The 21111-nt window shown below is 40.2% G+C and carries 10 protein-coding genes; all 10 read left to right on the top strand.

Annotated elements, in window-relative coordinates; translation table 11 throughout:
* The first annotated feature begins 22 nt into the window (after positions 1-22).
* The 10 genes from LH29_RS07430 to LH29_RS07480 all read left to right on the top strand — a co-directional run bounded on the left by LH29_RS07430 (position 23) and on the right by LH29_RS07480 (position 21109).
* A complete protein-coding gene (locus LH29_RS07430; protein WP_045027312.1) occupies positions 23-1459 on the top strand; it encodes a glycoside hydrolase family 125 protein in 1437 nt (478 codons plus the stop codon).
* Positions 1460-1857: 398 nt separating this feature from the next.
* Positions 1858-4053 (top strand): family 43 glycosylhydrolase, encoded by a 2196-nt coding sequence (locus tag LH29_RS07440; protein ID WP_198152364.1) that lies wholly within the window; start codon positions 1858-1860, stop codon positions 4051-4053.
* Between the two features lie 844 nt (positions 4054-4897).
* A complete protein-coding gene (locus LH29_RS07445; RefSeq protein ID WP_045027319.1) occupies positions 4898-6184 on the top strand; it encodes a glycoside hydrolase family 27 protein in 1287 nt (428 codons plus the stop codon).
* Positions 6185-6297: 113 nt separating this feature from the next.
* Positions 6298-7767 carry an arylsulfatase gene (locus LH29_RS07450; RefSeq protein ID WP_198152365.1) on the top strand — a complete coding sequence of 490 codons (1470 nt, stop codon included), beginning with the start codon at positions 6298-6300 and terminating at the stop codon, positions 7765-7767.
* A 16-nt stretch (positions 7768-7783) separates the two neighbouring features.
* On the top strand, positions 7784-9199 hold the full coding sequence (locus tag LH29_RS07455; RefSeq protein ID WP_045027322.1) for a sulfatase: 1416 nt from the start codon (positions 7784-7786) through the stop codon (positions 9197-9199).
* A 429-nt stretch (positions 9200-9628) separates the two neighbouring features.
* Entirely contained in the window at positions 9629-11056 is a 1428-nt protein-coding gene (locus LH29_RS07460; RefSeq protein WP_052670662.1) for a glycoside hydrolase family 27 protein, read from the top strand.
* A 215-nt stretch (positions 11057-11271) separates the two neighbouring features.
* On the top strand, positions 11272-14484 hold the full coding sequence (locus LH29_RS07465; protein WP_045027326.1) for a SusC/RagA family TonB-linked outer membrane protein: 3213 nt from the start codon (positions 11272-11274) through the stop codon (positions 14482-14484).
* A gap of 18 nt (positions 14485-14502) precedes the next feature.
* The gene (locus tag LH29_RS07470) at positions 14503-16374 is read left to right on the top strand and encodes a RagB/SusD family nutrient uptake outer membrane protein (RefSeq protein WP_045027328.1); all 1872 of its coding nucleotides are present in this window, start codon (positions 14503-14505) and stop codon (positions 16372-16374) included.
* Positions 16375-16408: 34 nt separating this feature from the next.
* Positions 16409-19432: a SusC/RagA family TonB-linked outer membrane protein gene (locus LH29_RS07475; protein ID WP_198152366.1), complete on the top strand. Its 3024-nt coding sequence runs from the start codon at positions 16409-16411 to the stop codon at positions 19430-19432.
* A 12-nt stretch (positions 19433-19444) separates the two neighbouring features.
* The gene (locus LH29_RS07480; RefSeq protein WP_045028939.1) at positions 19445-21109 is read left to right on the top strand and encodes a RagB/SusD family nutrient uptake outer membrane protein; all 1665 of its coding nucleotides are present in this window, start codon (positions 19445-19447) and stop codon (positions 21107-21109) included.
* Positions 21110-21111 lie beyond the last annotated feature (2 nt).

The raw sequence follows: 21111 nt of genomic DNA on the forward strand, positions 1-21111 counted from the left end.
AAAAGTTATAAAACCAATAAGAATGAATTCAAGAAGAGATTTTTTAAAAGCAGGAGCGTTAACAGTTGCCGGAATCGGAATTGCCGGAAGTTCGTCGGTTTGGGCAGCAACAGGTAGAAAAAACTATGTAAGCAATCGTCCGGCAGCCGGCGAACGTAATTTTGTGTCGAAAGCTGTAGAAGAAACGATTGCAGCAGCAAAAGCAAAAATTAAAGATCCGAAACTAGCCTGGATGTTCGAAAACTGTTTTCCAAACACTTTGGACACAACGGTTGAGCACGGAACATTGAATGGGAAACCTGATACCTTTGTAATTACAGGTGATATTCATGCTATGTGGTTGCGTGATTCTACTGCTCAGGTTTGGCCTTATATGCCACTTGCCAATCAGGATGACGAATTGAAAACATTGCTTGCAGGAGTAGTTCACCGTCAAACGCAATGTGTTTTGCTCGATAGTTATGCCAACGCTTTCAACAAAACAAAGGAAGAAGAAGTACACTGGATGAGCGATATGACGGATATGAAACCCGGTTTGCACGAACGCAAATGGGAAATTGATTCGTTGTGCTATGCCGTTCGTTTGGCCTACAATTACTGGAAAACTACCGGTGATAAAAGCGTTTTTGATGCCGACTGGCAAAAAGCAGCAGCGCTGATTGTTAAAACATTTAAGGAACAACAGCGCAAAGATGGTCTGGGACCTTATAAATTTCAGCGCGAAACACCTCAGCAGTTAGATACAGTTGCTAATCATGGTTATGGTCGCCCGTTAAAACCTGTTGGATTAATTAACTCTACATTCCGTCCATCTGATGATGCCACGACTTATGGTTTCTTAATTCCTTCAAATATTTTTGCAGTTGTATCATTGAACCAATTGGCAGAAATTAGCAATGAAATTACAGGCGATAAGGCATTTGCAAAAGAATGTTTGGCTTTATCAAAAGAAGTGGATGCGGCAATTAAGGAATATGCCATTGTAGACCATAAAAAATACGGAAAAGTTTATGCTTTTGAGGTAGATGGTTTTGGTAACCATACGTTTATGGACGATGCAAACGTGCCAAGTTTACTGGCTTTGCCTTACCTCGGACTCGTTGATAAAGACGATAAAATTTACCAGAACACACGCAAGCTGGTTTGGAGCGAAGACAATCCATATTTCTTTAAAGGAAAAGCAGCCGAAGGAATTGGCGGTCCTCACGTTGGATACGACATGGTTTGGCCGATGAGTATAATTATGCGTGCTATGACGAGCTCGGATGATAAAGAGATAAGCTGGTGTATTAAAACACTGCGCGATACGGATGCCGATACCGGTTTTATGCACGAAACTTTCCATAAAGACGATCCTGCAAACTTCACCCGTTCGTGGTTTGCATGGGCAAATACTTTATTTGGCGAGCTGGTGTTAAAGCTGGTTAACGAAGGAAAAGAAAACCTGTTAGAGGTTTAATTGGTCTTCCAAAAAAAAGATACATCACAAAAAGCAACAATCTATTTTAGGTTGTTGCTTTTTTATTTGGTAAAGCTGTTCTTAATTCAACGATTTTTAGTTTTTGATACCAAACCTCTTTGTTGCTGAAAAATTCTAAATCACAATAGGTAATGAGGCCTGAAAATTAGTCCTAAAATTAAGGATCGTTGCGCAACGACAAACCGTAATTAAACAGAGGGATGAATACAATATACTTTCGGGTTAAGTTTTGAAAAAAGGAAACAATCGCTATAATTGATCCTTTTTTGAGCGGTTTTTCGAATTTGTTTCTGCAATTTGACGATTCTGTTACAGTAACCAAGCTATCAGTTAAATAAATTTGTAGCAATAGAAATCAGTATATAAACTACATACAAATGAATAAATCAAAACCTAAGTCAGTAGTGACAATGCTAAAATGTCTCCTGTTTTTTGCCGTACTGTTTCCAATCGTTTCGTGTCAAAACAAAACACCACAAACTGATGCCTATCTGTTTACCTATTTTACGGGTAATGGGCCGGGGGGTGAGGCCATTCGCTATGCGGTAAGTACCGATGGTTATAACTATCGTGCACTAAACAACAACCAGCCGGTTTTGGATTCCAAAAAAATAAGTACGTCGGGTGGTGTTCGCGATCCGCACATTTTACGTGGCGCCGATGGTAAAACCTTTTACATGGTTGCCACCGATTTATATGTGCCCGAACAAGGCTGGAATAATTTCGCGATGATCTTGATGAAATCGACAGATCTGATTAACTGGAAAACAACAGTAATTAATATTCCTGAGACGTACCCCGAAGAGTATGGTGATGTAGACCGTGTTTGGGCACCGCAAACCATTTACGATAAAGCCACAGGAAAATATATGGTTTACTGGTCGATGAAATACAGTGGTTCCCATCCTGATATTATTTATTATGCCTATGCCAATAAGGATTTTAGTGGTTTCGAGGCAGCACCAAAACAGTTGTTATACAATCCAACCAACAATGCTTGTATCGACGGGGATATTATTGAAAAAGACGGTAAGTTCTATTTTTTCCACAAGTCGGAAAGTGGTGCACCGGGAATAAAACTGGCTATTTCTGATAAACTCACAGAAGGGTACACGTATCCGAATTTTGATCGTGTGGATAAAGAAACGGAACGGGTGGAAGGCTCAGGCGTTTTCAAACTGAATAATTCTGATGAATATATACTAATGTACGATGTTTATACCAACGGCCGCTACCAGTTTACAAAAAGCCCTGATTTACAACATTTCGAAGTGATCGACGAGGAGATTTCGATGAATTTTCACCCGCGGCACGGTACGGTAATGCCGATTACTACAGAAGAGTATAATCGTTTAATGGCAACTTATGCTAAAACCAACGATTTGTTTATTGATGTCACTGCCGATCAGTTAAAAAGGAACAATGTACTTATTAACGGGGAGGAAAAGACGATTTATCTTCCTGTAAAAGTAGGCACAGATTTAAGCACATTTGATCCGCAGTTTACCGCCTGGCGAGGTATTACAGTTGCGCCGCAAGGCCCGCAGGACTTTTCGAAAGGTGCAGTTGACTATACATTTACCATTGTTGGGCAGGAGCCGGTGGTTTACAACGTAGCCGCATCAGAACACCATAACCCTGCGTTGGTTGGGTTTTATGCCGATCCGCAAGTGTTGTATTCCAACAAAACCGGGAAATACTACATCTACCCAACTTCTGACGGATTTCCGGGTTGGTCGGGCTACTATTTCAAAGTGTTTTCTTCTGATGATTTAGTGAACTGGAAAGATGAGGGCAAAATTCTGGATATGAAAGCCGGCGATGTGCCGTGGGCTGACGGCAGCTCGTGGGCACCAACCATTGTGGAAAAGAAAGTGGGTGACGATTATAAATACTACTACTATTTCAGCGGAAACTATGTGGCCGGAGGAGGCAAACAAATTGGGGTAGCGATTGCCGATGATCCAACCGGACCGTTTGTTGCCAGGAAAGAGCCGATGATCAAGGAATCTCCTGCAGGCAGGGGACAACAAATCGATCCTTGTGCTTTTATCGATCCAGTTTCAGGTAAAGCATACATCTACTGGGGTAATGGTTATCTGGCAGCAGCAGAGCTGAATGACGATATGCTTTCGATCAAAAAGGAAACAATAAAAGTTTTAACGCCAAAAGGAGGAACGCTTGCTGATTATGCTTTCCGCGAAGGAATTTATGTGATTTACCGCGAAGGGACTTATTATTTTATGTGGTCGGTTGATGATACCGGTTCACCAAACTATCATGTTGCCTACGGAACTTCCAAATCGCCAATGGGGCCAATTAAAGTGGCCGAAAACCTAATTGTACTCATTCAGGATGCAGACAACAGTATATACGGAACCGGACACCACTCGGTACTTCAGGTGCCCGGTAAAGACGAATGGTATATTGTGTATCATCGAATCAATGCAAAGCATTTAAAAGATGGTCCCGGATATCACCGCGAAGTTTGTATCGATAAAATGGAATTCAATGAAGATGGTACCATTAAACCTGTTTTCCCGACTATTAGCGGAATAGATCCTGTTCAATAACTTTTGCAGGGAAAAGGAATAAACTAGTTTTAAAACGATCTGTGAATCTATTATATTAGTCCAATAAGCTGTAACGCATATTTTGTACTAGTCATATAAAAAAAGAAAAGCAACAAACTAATTTAGTTTATTGCTTTTTGTTTGGTGCCCAGAACAAGGACATGATTTATTTCGTAATGCGCTAATTGTCAGTGATTTTTATTCCTGTTTCTTTTAGTGGTCCCTTTAGGGTAACTCTATAAATACTTGTTGTTTAATAATTCAAATATCGTCTAAATATACTAAATTTTATGTAGTTCCAATAATGTGAATTTAAGATTCTTGAGAAATTTGGGAGTTTTGTTTTGGAGAATTCACACACTATTTTAATGTTCAAATAGGAGGAATTATTAAGCTCTCAGTAAACACGATAATCACAGCTGTTATTCCCACTGGGATTATGACTTGATCCTGCATGTAAACAAAGTTTAAAAGAATGGATTGGTGGCATAAGCAAATTTTATCGAATTCAATAATTTTATAATAATCTTGAATTTATCGATTGCATTTAAACGAGCAAATGTTAAAAGAGATGACAGATTAATGTTTTGTTTAAGTAGTTTAAATTGAGTGTGATATTATTTTTTCATTTCATTAAGCTGTATGATCCGGCAAAAACTATGTTCAAATGAACAAGCCAAAATTATCTTTGATAGATATTTTTGTGTTTGATATTTACATTTTCTAATTCAATAAATCACATTTGATGAAAAAGGTTTTTTCACTTTGCTTTTTTATATCCGTTATAGCGTTTTCTGTCCAAGGGCAAAGGTTCGATTTTAAGAACTGGGCCGAAACACCTCCAATGGGATGGAATAGTTATAATTGTTACGGTGCAGCTGTTCAGGAAAAAGAAGTAAAAGCCAATGCCGATTACATGGCTGAAAAATTAAAGAATTTAGGTTGGGAATATGTAGTAATTGATTATTGCTGGTCGTACCCGCATCCACCAAACAGTACCCAAAATAATCCGCCACAATTTCGTTTAAGTAAAGATAATGCGCCGGTACCTTGGCTGGCAATGGACGAGTGGGGAAGACTTTTGCCTGACCCTCGTAAATTTCCATCTACAACTGGAAATGGCAGTTACAAACAGCTTTCGGATTATATACATAGTTTGGGATTAAAATTTGGAATTCACGTAATGCGGGGAATCCCACGTCAGGCTGTATGGGCGAAATCACCTATTAAAGGAACAGATGGAATTACTGCCGATATGATTGCTGATACAACATCAATTTGCCCATGGTTAAACCAAATGTATGGAGTTGATATGAGCAAAGCCGGTGCTCAGGAGTATTATAACTCCTTAGCTGAGTTGTACGCCGAATGGGGAGTTGATTATATAAAAATAGATGATATAGATTTAAAAGAAGGTTATCCATATCGTGGTAGTGAGGCGGAAGCCATGCACAAAGCAATTCTGAATTGTGGACGAGAAATGGTGCTAAGTCTTTCGCTAAATATGAAGCTGGAAAATATGGAGCATGTAAAATCTATTTCAAATCTGTGGCGTATTTCAAAAGATTTTTGGGATGACTGGAATTTGCTGAAAAACCAGTTTGAATTGCTCGATAATTGGGAAGCAGCCCGGGAACCCGGGAATTGGCCTGATGCCGATATGTTACAATTGGGGTGGATTTCTCGACGTGGGCCGCATGGTCCGGAACGTGAAAGCCAGTTTACAAAAGACGAGCAAATAACACATATGACATTGTGGTGTATTGCTAAATCGCCACTTATGATGGGGGGCGATATGCCAGATAATTCTTCATTTGTCGAAAAACTTTTAACAGCCGATGAAGTATTGGAAGCCAATCAGAATTCTTATGATGCCAGGCAGTTGTATCGAAAAGATGGACATGTGGTTTGGACTTCAAAGATCCCTGATTCAGAAGATATTTATGTGGCATTTTTTAATCTGAATGAAAAAACGGAAACTGTTTCTGTTGATTTCAAGGAACTTGGATTAAAAGGAAAGTGCCATGTGCGCGATCTTTGGGAAAAAGAAGATGTTGGCAACTTCAGTAAAAGTTTTAGCCACGAAGTAAATTCGCATGGTGCACAAATTTTTAAAATAAGTAAAAAATAGAACTTAGTGGAATATGGGACTTAGTGTAAAGGGTGAAAACTTTCGTAAATACGGAAATAGTAAAATCAAGTAAGTTCTATCTTATTCTGTAGAAAACAAACAATATCAATAAAATGAAAAAATTAATTAATGGATTGCTTATCGGTATAATGCTTTTTAGCATGGCCTGCACTCCAACGCAAAAAGAGCAAGAAAAGAAAGTGCCTGAATCACCAAATGTTATTCTGGTATTGGTGGACGACATGGGGTACGGCGACCTGAGTTTTTACGGGCAAAAAACCCTTTCAACCCCAATCATCGATAAAATGGCAACCGAGGGTATGCATTTTACTAATATGTATACCGGCTCAACAGTTTGTGCACCATCGCGGGCTTCCCTAATGACTGGTAAACATACCGGACACACTAATGTTCGTGGGAATTTACCTGCTCAATTACTTAGCGACGATGAGTTAACCATTGCCAAAGTATTCAAGAATGCTGGTTATGTTACGGGTGGAATTGGAAAATGGGGGATCGGTCACCCTCCTCCATCCGATGATCCTCAGAAAAAAGGTTTCGACTATTTTTATGGTTACATAAACATGTGGCATGCGCATAACTTCTATCCTGAGTTTTTAATCGAAAATGGAGAAAAAGTTCCGTTAAAAAACAAAACTACTTTGGTTGATGGAAAAAATCCTTGGGCCGACATGCCTGAAGGAACTGGTGTTGCTGCTGTTCGCGAAGAGTATGTTCACAACCTGTTTGATAAAAAAGCTATTGACTTTATTGAAGAGAATAAGGACAACAAATTTTTCTTATACATGGCTTATAATGTTCCGCATGCCAACAATGAAGGAGGTCCTTTTGCAGGCGACGGAATGGAAGTTCCCGATTATTATGAGTTTGCTGAAAAAGATTGGCCACAACCCGAGAAAGGTTTTGCATCGATGATTCGGAACATAGATAATTCAGTTGGAATGTTATTGGACAAGGTTAAAGAACTTGGATTGGATGAAAATACCATGGTAATTTTTTGTTCGGATAATGGGCCACACCAAGAGGGGCGTCATGTCATGGAATTTTTTAACTCAAACCGTGAATTACGCGGAATGAAGCGCGATTTTTACGATGGTGGTGTTAAAACGCCATTTATCGTTCGTTGGCCTGGTTCAGTTAAAGCTGGTTCAAAATCGGAACAAACTTTTGCTTTCTGGGATTTCTTACCAACGTTTGCCGATCTGGTTGGAGGTGAAAAGCCTGTCGAGACAGACGGTATTTCTTTCCTTCCAACTTTGCTCGGAGAAGAACAAGCGGTAGAGCACGATTATTTATACTGGGAATTTTTCGAATTGGGAGGTAAACAAGCCATTCTAAAGGGAAATTGGAAAGCAGTGAAGTTGAATGTTCGCGGACCAAAAGAAAAAGTGATTTTCGAATTATATAATCTTGAATCGGATCCGGAAGAAACAAACAACATAGCTGATCAGCATCCTGAGTTAGTAAAAGAATTTGAAGAGTTATTCCTTTCTGCCCGTGATGAGTTTGCAGTAACACCACTATTTGAGTCAGATGGAAAGGAAGTAGAAACTCCTTTTTAAGAGCCAAAGTTGAAAAATGAAAATAACCAGATCAATAATAGCAGTTTTCCTTATAGGTTTATCTATTTTGTCATGCGGTGCACGAGAGATAGTAGCCGAGCAAAACGAAAACAAACCCTATAATGTCCTGTTTATAGCCATCGACGATTTAAACGATTGGACAGGTTTTGCAGGAGGACATCCGCAAGCGCAAACCCCAAACATGGATAAATTGGCCAAACAGGGGGTTGTTTTTGAAAATGCTTATTGTGCCGCCTCGGTTTGCAATCCGTCGCGTGCAGCTTTAATGAGTGGATATCGACCATCAACAACAGGTGTATATGGAAATGGCACCCAAATGCGGGATTCTGAAGTGTTAAAAGATGCATTAACTATTCCGCAATGGTTTTCGAAACATGGTTATTTTACAACGGCGCGTGGTAAGATCTTTCATTCGGCAAATGGCGAAAAAGCGGATACCATTTCGTGGGATAAATGGGTACAAACCACAGGTGGATACGGAGCTGTTAAAAAACAAGCTGGTTACTTGGTAAATGGGATACCAAAAGGAGAAGCCGATGAAAATTTTGATTGGGGACCAACCGATGCAGCATTCGAAGAAACGCAGGATTATATTACCGCCAAATGGGCTGCCGACCAGCTGGATAAGGACTACGACAAACCATTCTTTTTGGCTTGTGGAATTTTTCGTCCGCACCTTAAATGGCATGTTCCGCGAGAGTTTTTCGATAAGTTTCCTGAAGAAGAAATGATCTTACCCGAGGTAAATGAAAACGACTATGACGATATTCCAAATTCAGCGCTTGGTCCATCAAAAAATTACTTCGCTGCAAAAAAATATAAAAAGCAGCAAGCGGCTGTTCAGGCGTACCTGGCATGTATTAATTATGCCGATGCTTGTGTTGGAGTCGTTTTGGATGCATTGGCAAATAGCAAATACGCCAACAATACTATAGTTGTACTCTGGGGCGACCACGGCTGGCATTTGGGCGAAAAGCTTCGTTACAAGAAATTTACCCTTTGGGAAGAGGCCTGCAACATGCCACTAATTTTTAAAGTTCCTGGTGTTACTGAGGCTGGTTCTCGTTGCAACAATCCGGTAAGTTTAATGGATTTATATCCAACGCTTTCAGAATTGTGTGGCTTGCCTAAAAATGCTAAAAACGAGGGCAATAGTATTGTCCCTTTATTAAAAAATGTAAATGCTGACTGGGATAAACCAGCACTTACGACACTCGGATTTAACCGTCACACTGTGCGCAATAAAAAGTGGCGGTATATAAGATATCAGGATGGTGTGGAGGAATTGTACAACCATGAAAATGACCCGTTGGAATGGAAGAATCTGGCGAATGATCCACAGTTCAACTCAGTCAAGAATGAAATGAAAAAATACCTTCCAAAGGTCAATCATTATGAAGTAGAAAATTAATGTACTCTATAATAATGGATTAATTTGGTTAGTTAGTTAGTTAAATTAGTAGTTAGTTTGTTAAAGGACTTTTCATTTATTTGAAAGGTCCTTTTTTAGTGTCTTAATCTGCCTCAAAAACTGATAATCAATTTAACTGAACTGAATCACTTTCTACACAGAGATTGAAATAAATTTTATCACACACTTACAGAGTGTAAAAATCCTACAGAACATTTACACTCTTTTGTAACTATATAAAAATAAATTGTACAAAACCTGGGTTTAATAGAAAGGCGTGCCTGTTAATGTATTGATATACAGGGAGTAGTGGGCGTATACAAAAGAGCAAAACAAGTGTACAACCAGATAAAAGCTTTTTAGGCTTAGAAAATATATTTGTTACTGAATTCGTGTTGAAATACCATTATAACGAAAAATAACAAATTTATGAAAAAGCTAAAATACCTGGGAATTGGTATAATATTATTGGCATTTTATGCATTTGCCTTTTCTACTTCTCAAGAATCAGATTCAGTAAAAAAGAAGGTTGAGGTAAAAGTCGCACAAACACCACCATTGGGATGGAATAGCTTTGATGCTTACGACTGCCGAATTAACGAGGAGGAATTTAGAGGTGTTGTTGATTTTATGGCTGACAATCTACTGGAATACGGTTGGGAGTATGCAGTTATAGATTATATATGGTGGCATCCCGAGCCCGGAAACTGGGATACTCCGCGTAGAAAAGGTCATCCAAATTTGCGTTATAAAAGTCCGGGCGAACCTTTATATCCAGAGTATACAACACACGATGAATACGGTCGTTTGATTCCTTCGGTTGAACGTTTTCCATCTTCAGCAAACGGCCAGGGTTTTAAACCCATTGCCGACTATGTACACAGTAAAGGCATGAAATTCGGGATTCATATCATGAGAGGTGTACATCGTTACGCTGCTTTTCAGGATTTACCAATTAAAGGGACAGATTATACATTAAAGCAGATTGCAGAACCCTGGGACACTTGCGCTTGGTGCAACCACATGTGGGGAGTTGATCCAACCAAACCGGGTGCTCAGGAATATTACAACTCGCTGTTCGAATTGTACGCTGATTGGGGTGTCGATTTTATTAAGGCTGACGACACAATGTATCCGCCATACCACGAAGGCGAAATTGCAATGATGCGTAAGGCCATTGAAAACTGTGGCCGCCCGATTGTTCTAAGTTTATCATGCGGAGAAGCGCCACTTGGTCAAGCCGACCACCTTAAAGCAAATGCTAATATGTGGCGCATTTCTGCTGATTACTGGGATAAATGGGAAAGTCTTGAACACAATTTCGATTTGCTGAATGTTTGGGCTCCACATGCTAGACCAGGTGCCTGGCCCGATGCCGATATGATTCCAATCGGAAAAATATCGCTCGACGACCGCCCGCACGGCCCGGAACGAATGACCAAATTTACAAAAGACGAGCAGCTAACCATGATGACCCTATGGAGCATTGCGCAATCACCGTTAATGCTTGGTAACGATATGTTAGATGTTGACGATTTCACCCTTTCTCTGATTACCAATCCTGAAGTGCTGGCTGTTAACCAAAATGGAAATGATGCACGCCAGATTTTCGAACGAAACGGACAACGTTTCTGGATATCAACCGACAAAGAAACCGGCGATAAGTTCATTGCGCTTTTTAACCTGAATGAGGAAGAAAAAGAACTGGCATTTGATCTGGAATGGGATTACCTGCGTGATGCTTACACTTTGCGTGATTTATGGAAGCGGAAAGATATGGGAACAGTAAAAGGAAAAGTGAAAGCAAAACTGCCTGCACATGGGGCAGCATTATATCGCTTATCAAAAGTTCAATAATAACTTATCAAAAATCTAATGTTTATGAAAAAAACTATTCGAATGAAAAACCTAAAAGAACATTTACAAGGAAGTCCTTAATTCTCTTTTATAATGACTAAGCCAAGGTCAATTCAATTTTTATCAAAACAAACGATGGAAAGTCGCATATAAAACCTACTTATCTAAAACCATTGGGGCTTTTCAGTAAGGAATTGATTAACTAATAATTTAAAATGATGCAAAAACTTAAACTTTTAATCATTCTGTTGTTTATCAGCGTCCAGGCTGTTTTTGCGCAAACAAAAACAATTAAGGGAACTGTTGTCGACAGTGAAGGGCTTCCTCTGCCCGGAGTTACTGTGGTAGTGGTTGGAACTACAACAGGAACGGTTACCAGCATCGACGGGAATTTTACCATCGATGTAGAACCAGCAAATGAGCTTCGTTTTTCGTTTATCGGATTTGCCGAACAGGTAATTACTGTTGGAGAACAAACAGTAATTAATGTTACTTTGGCTGCCGATACTGAGGAACTCGAAGAAGTTGTGGTTGTTGGTTATGGTACACAAAAGAAGGAGAGTGTGGTTGGAGCCATTACTCAAACCAAAGGAGAGGACCTTAAAAAACAAGGTAATGTTTCAAATCTTTCGGATGCACTGGCAGGTGCTATGCCTGGCGTTTCGGTTATGACTGGTACCGGTCTTCCCGGAGGCGGTGGTAACTTAACCGGTAACAACTACGAAGAAACCGAAATTTTGATCCGTGGTAAAGCTACCTGGAACAATTCATCGCCACTTGTATTGGTTGATGGCATTGAACGTAATATGGATGATATTGATGTAAACGAGGTGGAAAACATTTCGGTTCTAAAAGATGCTTCGGCCACTGCAGTTTATGGTGTTAAAGGGGGTAACGGAGTTATTCTTATTACCACAAAACGTGGTTCGGTAAGTAAGCCCAAATTTACATTCGAAGCCAACACAACCTGGGAAAACATTAGTAAAATTGCGCAGGTTGAAGATGCCTACACCGGAATACTTTCACGTAACCGGGCAATTATTAACGAAGCAGCTGTAAATCCTGATAGCTGGAACGATTATGTCCCCGATGAGATTTTAGGCTACTACCGCGATAATACTTATCCTTATGCTTACCCAAGTTTAGATCTTACCGAAACCATGTTGAAAGACTACGGTCGATCGCATCGTTTTAATATGAATGTAGCAGGGGGAACCAACTTTGTAAAATACTTTGGATCGCTTAGTTACAACCACGTAGGTGATATTATGGCCACCGAAGATGTTGGCCAGGGATATAATCCTGAATATTCGTACGACAGATTTAACTTTCGTTCTAACCTCGACTTCGCAATAACAAAAACTACCGACTTATCGGTTAATTTAAGTGGTTTTTATGGAGCACAGCAAACCTCAGGAGCCAACTACCATACCGTATGGTACGGCTTATATAATCATGCACCTGATTGGCCGGTAACGGTATACGAAGATGGAATATATGGTAACAGCGAAGGTACCTACGAACGCGTAGGTGAAAATGAATTGGCAGGACTTTTGTTTCAGGGATACAATAAGTTTAATAATACTGAAATCAATACAGACTTTAAATTGAACCAGAAACTTGATTTTATTACCAAAGGATTATCGGCAGCAGGTAAATTTGCGTATGATAACAGTTTTGTGACCGCTGGTGAGAACATAAGTGATGATGGTGTTTTAACAAAAACAATTGATCCTGAGTTTTATACATCTGGGGGTTATTGGGATGAAGCTTCACAAAGTTATAAACACCCGGATGGATTGGATGTAGAAGATTTCACTACCTATTATTATCCTGAAGGATACAATGCAAGTTCGGGTTTTAACTGGAAAGAAAATCCGCTGGGATATACCCCTGAGAATGTGCAAATTGGAAATACCAATTATTTAAACAGAACAAGAAGAAACTTGTATTATGAGGTGGGTTTAAACTATAACAGAACTTATGGAAAGCACGAAGTAACGGGTTTAGCACTTTTCAGCCGTCAGCGTACCGAAATAGGCAGCAATTGGGCCCAGTTACGTGAAGACTGGGTAGGTCGTGCCACTTACTATTTCAATCGTAAATATTTGTTGGAACTGAATGGTTCTTATAACGGCTCCGAGAAATTCGGGCCTGGTTATAAGTTTGACTTCTTCCCTTCGGTTGCAGTGGGGTGGACCGTTTCAAACGAACGTTTCTTTAAAGAAAATTTGGAATTTGTAAATCTATTTAAGATAAGATATTCTGATGGTGTGGTTGGTAACGACCGCCTAAGTGGAATTCAATGGGGTTATGCAACCATATGGGACGATGGCTCGATGTGGAGTGGCAGCACTCAAGCTCAGGAGAGATTTGGAGATGAATTCCTGGTTCAGGGACCACTGAAATATAACGAAGGTACGCCAGGGAATCCTGACTTACAATGGGAAACTGCACACAAACGTAATCTTGGTTTCGAATGGGGTGCGTTTAAAAATGTATTTACCGGTTCGTTAGATGTGTTTTGGGAAGACCGCGACAATATGTTGGTTGCAGCCAATCAGCGTAATATTCCTGAAACCTTTGGTCAAACAGCACCTGCGGCAAATATTGGAGCTGTAAAATCGAATGGTATGGAGGTTGAGGCCAGCATTCGAAAAAGCTATAGAAATTCATTTAGTTTTTATGTCTCAGGGAACTGGACCATTGCGAAAAATGAAATTTTGGAAAAAGAAGACCCGGAATTAAAGCCTGATTATCAGAAACAGGAAGGTTATGCCATTGGTCAGAACCGTTCTACACTTGAAAGTGAAATTATGCAAAGCTGGGACGATGTGTACACTGGTGTGCTGGATTATTCAAACAACAGCGATGTGTTGCCTGGCGATTTCCGTTTTGTAGATTTTAATTCAAACGGAGAGATTGATCCTAATGATGGGGTACCTTATGGTTACCCTATTTATCCGCAGAATACCTATGGTTTTTCCGGTGGCTTGTCGTATAAAGGATTTAGTTTGAATGTGCAATTTTATGGTGTTTACAATGTTACTAAAAACATACGTTTAGACAGATACTCTTTCGATTCACCAACCATTTATGAGGTTTTGTTGGAAGATACCTGGACTCCTGAGTATGGTAATGCTAATCCGACTTATCCACATTTGACCTATAAAAAGCAGAACAATGGTACTGGTGCTTATAACCTTTGGGATGCCTCGTACCTACGTTTAAAAACTGCAGAACTTTCTTACTCATTGCCATCCCGTTGGTTAGACCCTATTGGTTTAAGCCAACTGAGAGTGTTTGTGAACGGAAACAACTTGTTTGTCTGGACCGATATGCCTACCGATGGCGAAGGTGCAAACTTCGACATAAAAAATTATCCGGTCAAGAAGCAAATGACATTAGGCTTAAACCTTCAGTTTTAACGATTAAAGCTTATAATTATGAAGAAGATATTTAAACAAATCATATTTGTAATGATAGTTGCCTTGGGAGCATGGAGCTGTGAAGATTACCTGGATGTTCCGCCCGATGCAAATATCTTGGAAGAAGATATTTTTAGTAATTACAACTCGTTCCAGGGGTTTGTTGACCAATGTTACGAGTTTATTGTAGATTATAACTCTCACGCTATATGTGTAAGTGGAAACCTTGGTGGCGAAGTAATGGGATCAAAACCGTGGATTTCTGGTTATCATGGTTCTTACGGTTTATACTGGAGCCTGGCAAACGATGGCGGGCAACGTTCCATTTTTAATGGTTACAATAGTGGTAACAATCTCGATCAAAACGGAATCTGGGACTTTTGCTGGGATGGTGCACGTATTTGTAACATTGGATTATCCAACTTTGATATGCTCACAAATGCCACACAGGAAGAAAAGAACATTATTAAAGGACAATTGCATTTCTTCCGCGCTTTTCTGCATTGGGAAGTAGTTCGTGCCTATGGTGCAATCCCCTATGTTGACACAGTATTAACAGCAGATAACCTAAAAATGCCACGTTTTTGGGAATACCAGAAGAACGGTAAAACTTATAAAAACACACAGGCTGTTTTCGAACGAGTAGTTGACGATCTGGATGTTGCAATAGGTTTGTTACCTGAAATTTGGGATGCACCAGAAGCTCTGGCCGGAACCAACCAGCCAAATTTGGGACGAATTACTAAAGGAGCTGCTTTAGCTCTTAAAGCAAAGGCCTTGTTGTTTGCCGGTAGCCCTTTGTTTAATGAAGAGTCGGGTGGTTCGGCAACATTCGATACTGATTACATGAACCGAGCAGCACAGGCGGCCGGAGAAGTGATAAAATTGGCCGACAAAGGAATTTATGGTCTGGAAGAAATGATTCCGGATGAAGACCTCGACCCTTACCGCCAGATGTTTGCTACTGTTGACGGAACCTACCCATACAGTGCAAAAGAAACATTGTTAGGTCGTATTCGCAACCGAGGAAAAGGAAAGGGACGTTTTGACAACTCTTTGTCACGACTTTATTCAACTGGTAACGGTGGGGTTAACTTCGGAGGTAATGCTCCTATTGAAACACCTACCCAGAATTACCTCGATAAGTGGGAAATGGCTGATGGTACACGCTATAAACCAGGTAAAGCATCCGAAGGTGGTTACGACGACGATGCTGATAAACGCTGGGAAAATCGTGACCCACGTTTCCGAAAAACATTTTGGGTGCATGGTGATGATTTTGGAAAGTTTAAATTAAACTGTCAGGTTGGAGGAAAAGATAATTCAGCCGTAGTGTTGAATCCTGTATTTATTCATAAGTATTGGCCAAAAGGAGTAGACCAAAAGAATAAGAATTGGAGACAATTCGATTTTTCAACTCCAATGATTCGATTGGCTGAAGTTTACTTAATCTATGCTGAAGCAATATTTGAAGGAACAGGCGATCCCAATGCATCTGTTTCAGGAGTAGGTATGAGTGCTGTTGATGCAGTAAATAAAGTGCGGGAACGTGCAGGAATGCCACCAACTACTGCAAATCCTGTGGCCTACCAAAACATTTTGGAAGGGCATGGAGAAACTTCTTCCGACCATCCTTTCCGTTTGTTGGTTCGCAATGAAAGGGACGTAGAATTGTGTTTCGAAGGACATTACTGGTGGGATATACGTCGCTGGAAGATTGCACATACGCTTAACAAAAATTTATACCGCTTAGACTTTGATAAGGATGTGACCTATACATCGCGCGAGGTAGTACAAGAGTACTTGTTTGAAACACGTCATTACTGGTTGCCATTTAAAACCAACGTGACTTTGATGTACGAGGGATGGCCACAAAATCCGGGGTGGTAGTAAACAAAACAGAAAAATTTAAATGAAGGTTAAAATGAAGAAAATAACATTAATAATATCATTGCTTCTGTTTGGTTTTACCCTTGCCTTTGCGCAAAAAAACTACACAGGAACAATTACCGACGAAAACGGTACTGCCATTGCCGGTGCCCTTATTTCGGGCGACGAAGGCTCGGTGCAGGTACTGACTGATGCTGATGGAAAATACACCATTCAGATAAAAGGAACGAAAATTCTGGTTGAAGTTGCCGGTTTCGATCCAATGCTTGTGGATGCCAATGCAACAGAAATAATGCTTACCAAACCTGAGATTCTTTCAGGAAAAATTAATACCGTAAACGTACCTTTTGCAAAGGTTGAAAAGCGAAAAACAACAGGCTCAATCAATCAGGTTATTATTTCCGATGAAATGGAATTTGACCAACGCTTGAGCTTACAAGCCGCCTTAGATGGAAAAGTGCCGGGTTTAAAAGGTGCCTGGAACATTTGGGGACGCGGCGACGCAATTGTAGTAGTTGACGGTATTCCGCGCGAAGCTGAAAATTATAACCTGAATGAAGTGGAATCAATTACCGTTTTGAAAGACCCGGTTTCGCGCGCTTTGTACGGTGCACAAGCCGACCAGGGCGTAATTATGGTTACAACAAAACGCGGAAAAGCCAATAAACGCGTGCTAAGCTTTAGGGCCGAAACAGGTGTAAGCATGGAAAAAGCTCTTCCTGAATTTTTGGGAGCTGCCGATTATATGACTGCCTACAATCAGGCTTTGATTAACGATGGAAGTGCGGCAAAATATTCAGCCGAAGATATTAGTATGGCCGGAAAGAATCCATTCTATCCTGATGAAGATTTTTACAGCGACACCTATTTAAAAGGGAGTAAAAACTTTACGAATATTAGTGCAGTTGCTTCCGGCGGAAACGAAAAAACGCAATATTTCGTAACCATGGGCTGGCAGCACAATAGCGGTTGGTTCGAGTTGGCCGACGACAACGAAAACAAGTTAAACCTGCGAGGTGCGGTTGATTTTGATATTACCGAAAACGTTTCTATGAATTTGGATGGTATTGCAAAAATCGATTTCCGTAATATGCCAAACGTTACCGATTTCTGGCAACGTGCTTCTTCAACAGTGCCAAATGCATACCCTGCACTTTGGAACCCGAGCGTTATCACAGATGATGCCGAGCGCCAAGAAATTATGGCTAAGGCAAAACTAATTAACGGAATGCTTTTGGGCGGTAACAATACGTATACACAAAACATTTACGGCGACTTTTTAAAAGGTGGCGAACGTAAAGATATGGACCGTTTTATGCAATTTAATACCGGACTGGATTGGGATTTAAACAAAATCACTCCTGGATTAAAAGCAAGTGCCTATTTTACTTTCGATTTTATGAATCGGTTGACAACAGCACAGAACAGTAAGTATGCAGTATATAATCCAATTGAAAACGCAGATGGTACTGTTAGTGCCCAGGTGATAGGTGAAGATAAATCGGTAGGTAATTTCTCAACAGAAACTTCTTCGGCAACTTTCCACCGTAGGTTTGGTGCTTATGGCACTATTAGCTACGAAAAGAAAACCGAAAACAGCGATCTCTCGGTTGTTGGAGTGGCTTACCGTGACCAGATTTCGTTCCGCGAACAGCTTCAGGACTTCAAGAATCTGACCTTTGGTTTATCAGCAAATTATGCATTCAAAGGAAAATATTTGGCCGATGTTGCAGCTGTTATGGTTGGTTCGCAAAAATTATCTGACGATAACAACATGGCTTTTACACCTGCATTAGGTATTGGCTGGATTCTTTCGGAAGAAGATTTTATGAGTGACAACCAAACCTTTGATTTTCTGAAATTGCGTGCCAATTTTGGGATTCTTAAAAACGACCTTTGGTACACTGCCAATGATGCGTGGAGCGGAGATGGCGATTATTCAGATTATTTCTTATACGAAACAGCTTATCAGCGTGGAGGTAATTTCTTCTATAACAACCGCAATAATTCGAATGAAGAGATGAATATTGCAACACGTGCTAGTAACATTGGTTGGCAAAAACGTACCGAGTTTGTTTTAGGAGCCGATGCTGCCATGTTTGATAAAAAGCTGTGGTTAGAAGCCTCTTTCTTTAGTTCAAAACTGGGAGATATTGTAACTGAAATGGAATACACCTTTCCTAGTTTAATGGGGGCGGTTCCGTTCTACAGTAATTACAATGCTGAAAGTAATACCGGTTTCGATTTAGGAATTAGCTATAATACAGGCGGAAGTGATTGGGATTTAACCGTTGGTTCAAACCTGGTTTATTCTATTCCAAAAATTACGCAAATTGAAGAGCCAATGTACGACAATTTGCATTCATATCTAAGTAAAGACGGTACTGCAACTGATGCAATCTGGGGGCTGGAAGCCAATGGATTATACAGTGAAAGCGATTTTACAACCATGGATTACATAAATCAGGTTTTCACCCTAAAAGATGGCATGCCAGTTTCTTCTTATGGTAATGTTCAGCCAGGCGATATTAAGTATGTTGATCAGGACGGTAACGGAATTATCGACAACGAGGACCAGATGGAGATTGGAAACAACTCATCACGTATTCAGTATAGCTTGTATGTAAAGCTTAAATTTAAAACGTTTGAATTGTACGCACTGGGAATTGGTCAAACGGGAAATTACAATAATCGTTCAAATAATTATTACCGTTTTTACGGCGATATGAAATACCCTGAGTTTGCAAACCAGGCTTACGGTCCGAATAACAAAGATGCAAATGCGTCATATCCACGTTTATCATCATCGAAAAACAATAACAACTACCGTAATTCAACTTACTGGTTGTACGAAAACAATTGGTTTAAAATTCCAACACTACAAATTGCTTACAATATAAAAAGTAACAATGTAAATGGAGTTTTAAAAGATGCAAAAGTGTTTGTTCGCGCTGCAGAATTACTTACCATCAGTAAAAACAAGGACCTTACTGAAGTGAATTGGAACAGCGCACCACAAACAAGAAGTTTTTCAATCGGATTTGTAACTAAATTCTAAATGATTAACACTATGAAGACTATAAAATTAATATTATCAGTTATCGTAATCCTTAGCTTTATTTTTACGGGCTGCCAGGATTATTTAGAACCGAACGACGACAACCGATTGACCTTGGATATTGTTCTTAGCAATCCTGAATTTGCCGAGGGATTTATAATGAAAGCATACAACGGTCTGCCAACCAACTATAACTTTAACGAAGCGATTGCTTCTGATGATGCGGTAACCAACGATCCTGCTTCAAACATTGTATCAATGGTGACAGGTGGTTGGAATGCACAAAATAATCCGCTCGCAACATGGAATGGTTCTTTCGAACGTATCCTGTATTTGAATACTTTTCTCGAAAATATGGATGGTGTGGAATGGAGCTGGGAAAGCACTATGCAAAACGAATTGTTTGCCAAAAAACTGCGTGCCGAAGCACACGCTTTGCGTGCGTGGTATAACTTCAATTTGTTACAAGCTCACGCAGGCGTTGGTAAAAATGGCGAATTGTTAGGTTTCCCTATTGTTAAAGAAGTTTTAGACCAGGAAGACAACTACGAAATTCCTCGCTCATCATTTGCCGACTGCGTAGATTTTATTTTGAGCGATTGCGACGAAGCATTAAAAGCGCTTCCTAATAAATGGGAGGATACCGGTGATGCCTTGGTAGATCAGGTAAACGGTGCACGAAACACTAACCGTATTAATGGTTTGGCTGTTCGTTTACTAAAATCGAAAGTTACTCTTTACGCAGCAAGTCCATCGTATTCTGCAAGCGGTTTTACAATGGAGCAAGCTGCACTGGCAGCTGCTGATGTAATAAATGCAAAAGGGGGCCTGGACGGATTAAAAGTATCGGATCTTGAATTTTACAACAATCCTGCCAGTTCTGAAATTATTTGGGCATCAGCACGTCAGACTAACCAAACAAATTGGGAAAAGAATAATTTCCCTCCATCGTTATTTGGTGAAGGAAAAACAGGACCAAGCCAGAATTTGGTAGATGCATTCCCAATGGCAGATGGTACACCTGCACAACCAGGGGCACCCTACGAAAACCGCGACCCGCGTTTAGCAAAATATATCCTTTACAATGGCGCTTCGTATCATGGAGGTACAATTTATACCTACAGCGGTAGTGGCATTGATGCTCCAGGGGTAGATAAGTATTCAACAAAAACAGGTTATTATCTGCGTAAATTTTTACAAGAAGGCGTTGATATCGACCCTGCACTTTCGAGTCCGGTTGGAGGTCAGCATTTCTACACCTACGCGCGTTATACCGAGGCTTTGTTAAACTTTGCTGAGGCTGCAAACGAATCTGTTGGCCCAAATGACGTAATTGGCGGTTACGCTGCTGTTCAAATCGTTGAAGCCATTTGGAATCGAGCTGGAATACCAAATACATATTTGGCTAGCTTAGATCAAGCCGGTTTACGCGAAGTTATCCGTAACGAACGTCGAATCGAACTTTGTTTCGAGGGGCACCGTTTCTGGGACATTCGTCGCTGGGGATTAACAAATGTTATGAGCGAATCAGCGAAAGGAATCAGCATTGCTCCCGATCAGGTTACAATGTCGGTAGTAAACGTTGAGGGACGTAATTACGATTCGCACCATAAGTATGGACCTATTCCTTACGCCGAAACGTTGAAATACGACCTAATTCAAAATGAGGGATATTAAAA

Source organism: Draconibacterium sediminis, from assembly GCF_000949475.1.
In the GTDB taxonomy this organism is placed as follows: Bacteria; Bacteroidota; Bacteroidia; order Bacteroidales; family Prolixibacteraceae; genus Draconibacterium; species Draconibacterium sediminis.

Coding starts and splice junctions, on each gene's coding strand:
- LH29_RS07465 (WP_045027326.1), top strand. CDS start 11,272: ATGATGCAAAAACTTAAACTTTTAATCATTCTGTTGTTTATCAGCGTC.
- LH29_RS07480 (WP_045028939.1), top strand. CDS start 19,445: ATGAAGACTATAAAATTAATATTATCAGTTATCGTAATCCTTAGCTTT.
- LH29_RS07460 (WP_052670662.1), top strand. CDS start 9,629: ATGAAAAAGCTAAAATACCTGGGAATTGGTATAATATTATTGGCATTT.
- LH29_RS07475 (WP_198152366.1), top strand. CDS start 16,409: ATGAAGAAAATAACATTAATAATATCATTGCTTCTGTTTGGTTTTACC.
- LH29_RS07450 (WP_198152365.1), top strand. CDS start 6,298: ATGAAAAAATTAATTAATGGATTGCTTATCGGTATAATGCTTTTTAGC.
- LH29_RS07440 (WP_198152364.1), top strand. CDS start 1,858: ATGAATAAATCAAAACCTAAGTCAGTAGTGACAATGCTAAAATGTCTC.
- LH29_RS07445 (WP_045027319.1), top strand. CDS start 4,898: ATGGGATGGAATAGTTATAATTGTTACGGTGCAGCTGTTCAGGAAAAA.
- LH29_RS07430 (WP_045027312.1), top strand. CDS start 23: ATGAATTCAAGAAGAGATTTTTTAAAAGCAGGAGCGTTAACAGTTGCC.
- LH29_RS07470 (WP_045027328.1), top strand. CDS start 14,503: ATGAAGAAGATATTTAAACAAATCATATTTGTAATGATAGTTGCCTTG.
- LH29_RS07455 (WP_045027322.1), top strand. CDS start 7,784: ATGAAAATAACCAGATCAATAATAGCAGTTTTCCTTATAGGTTTATCT.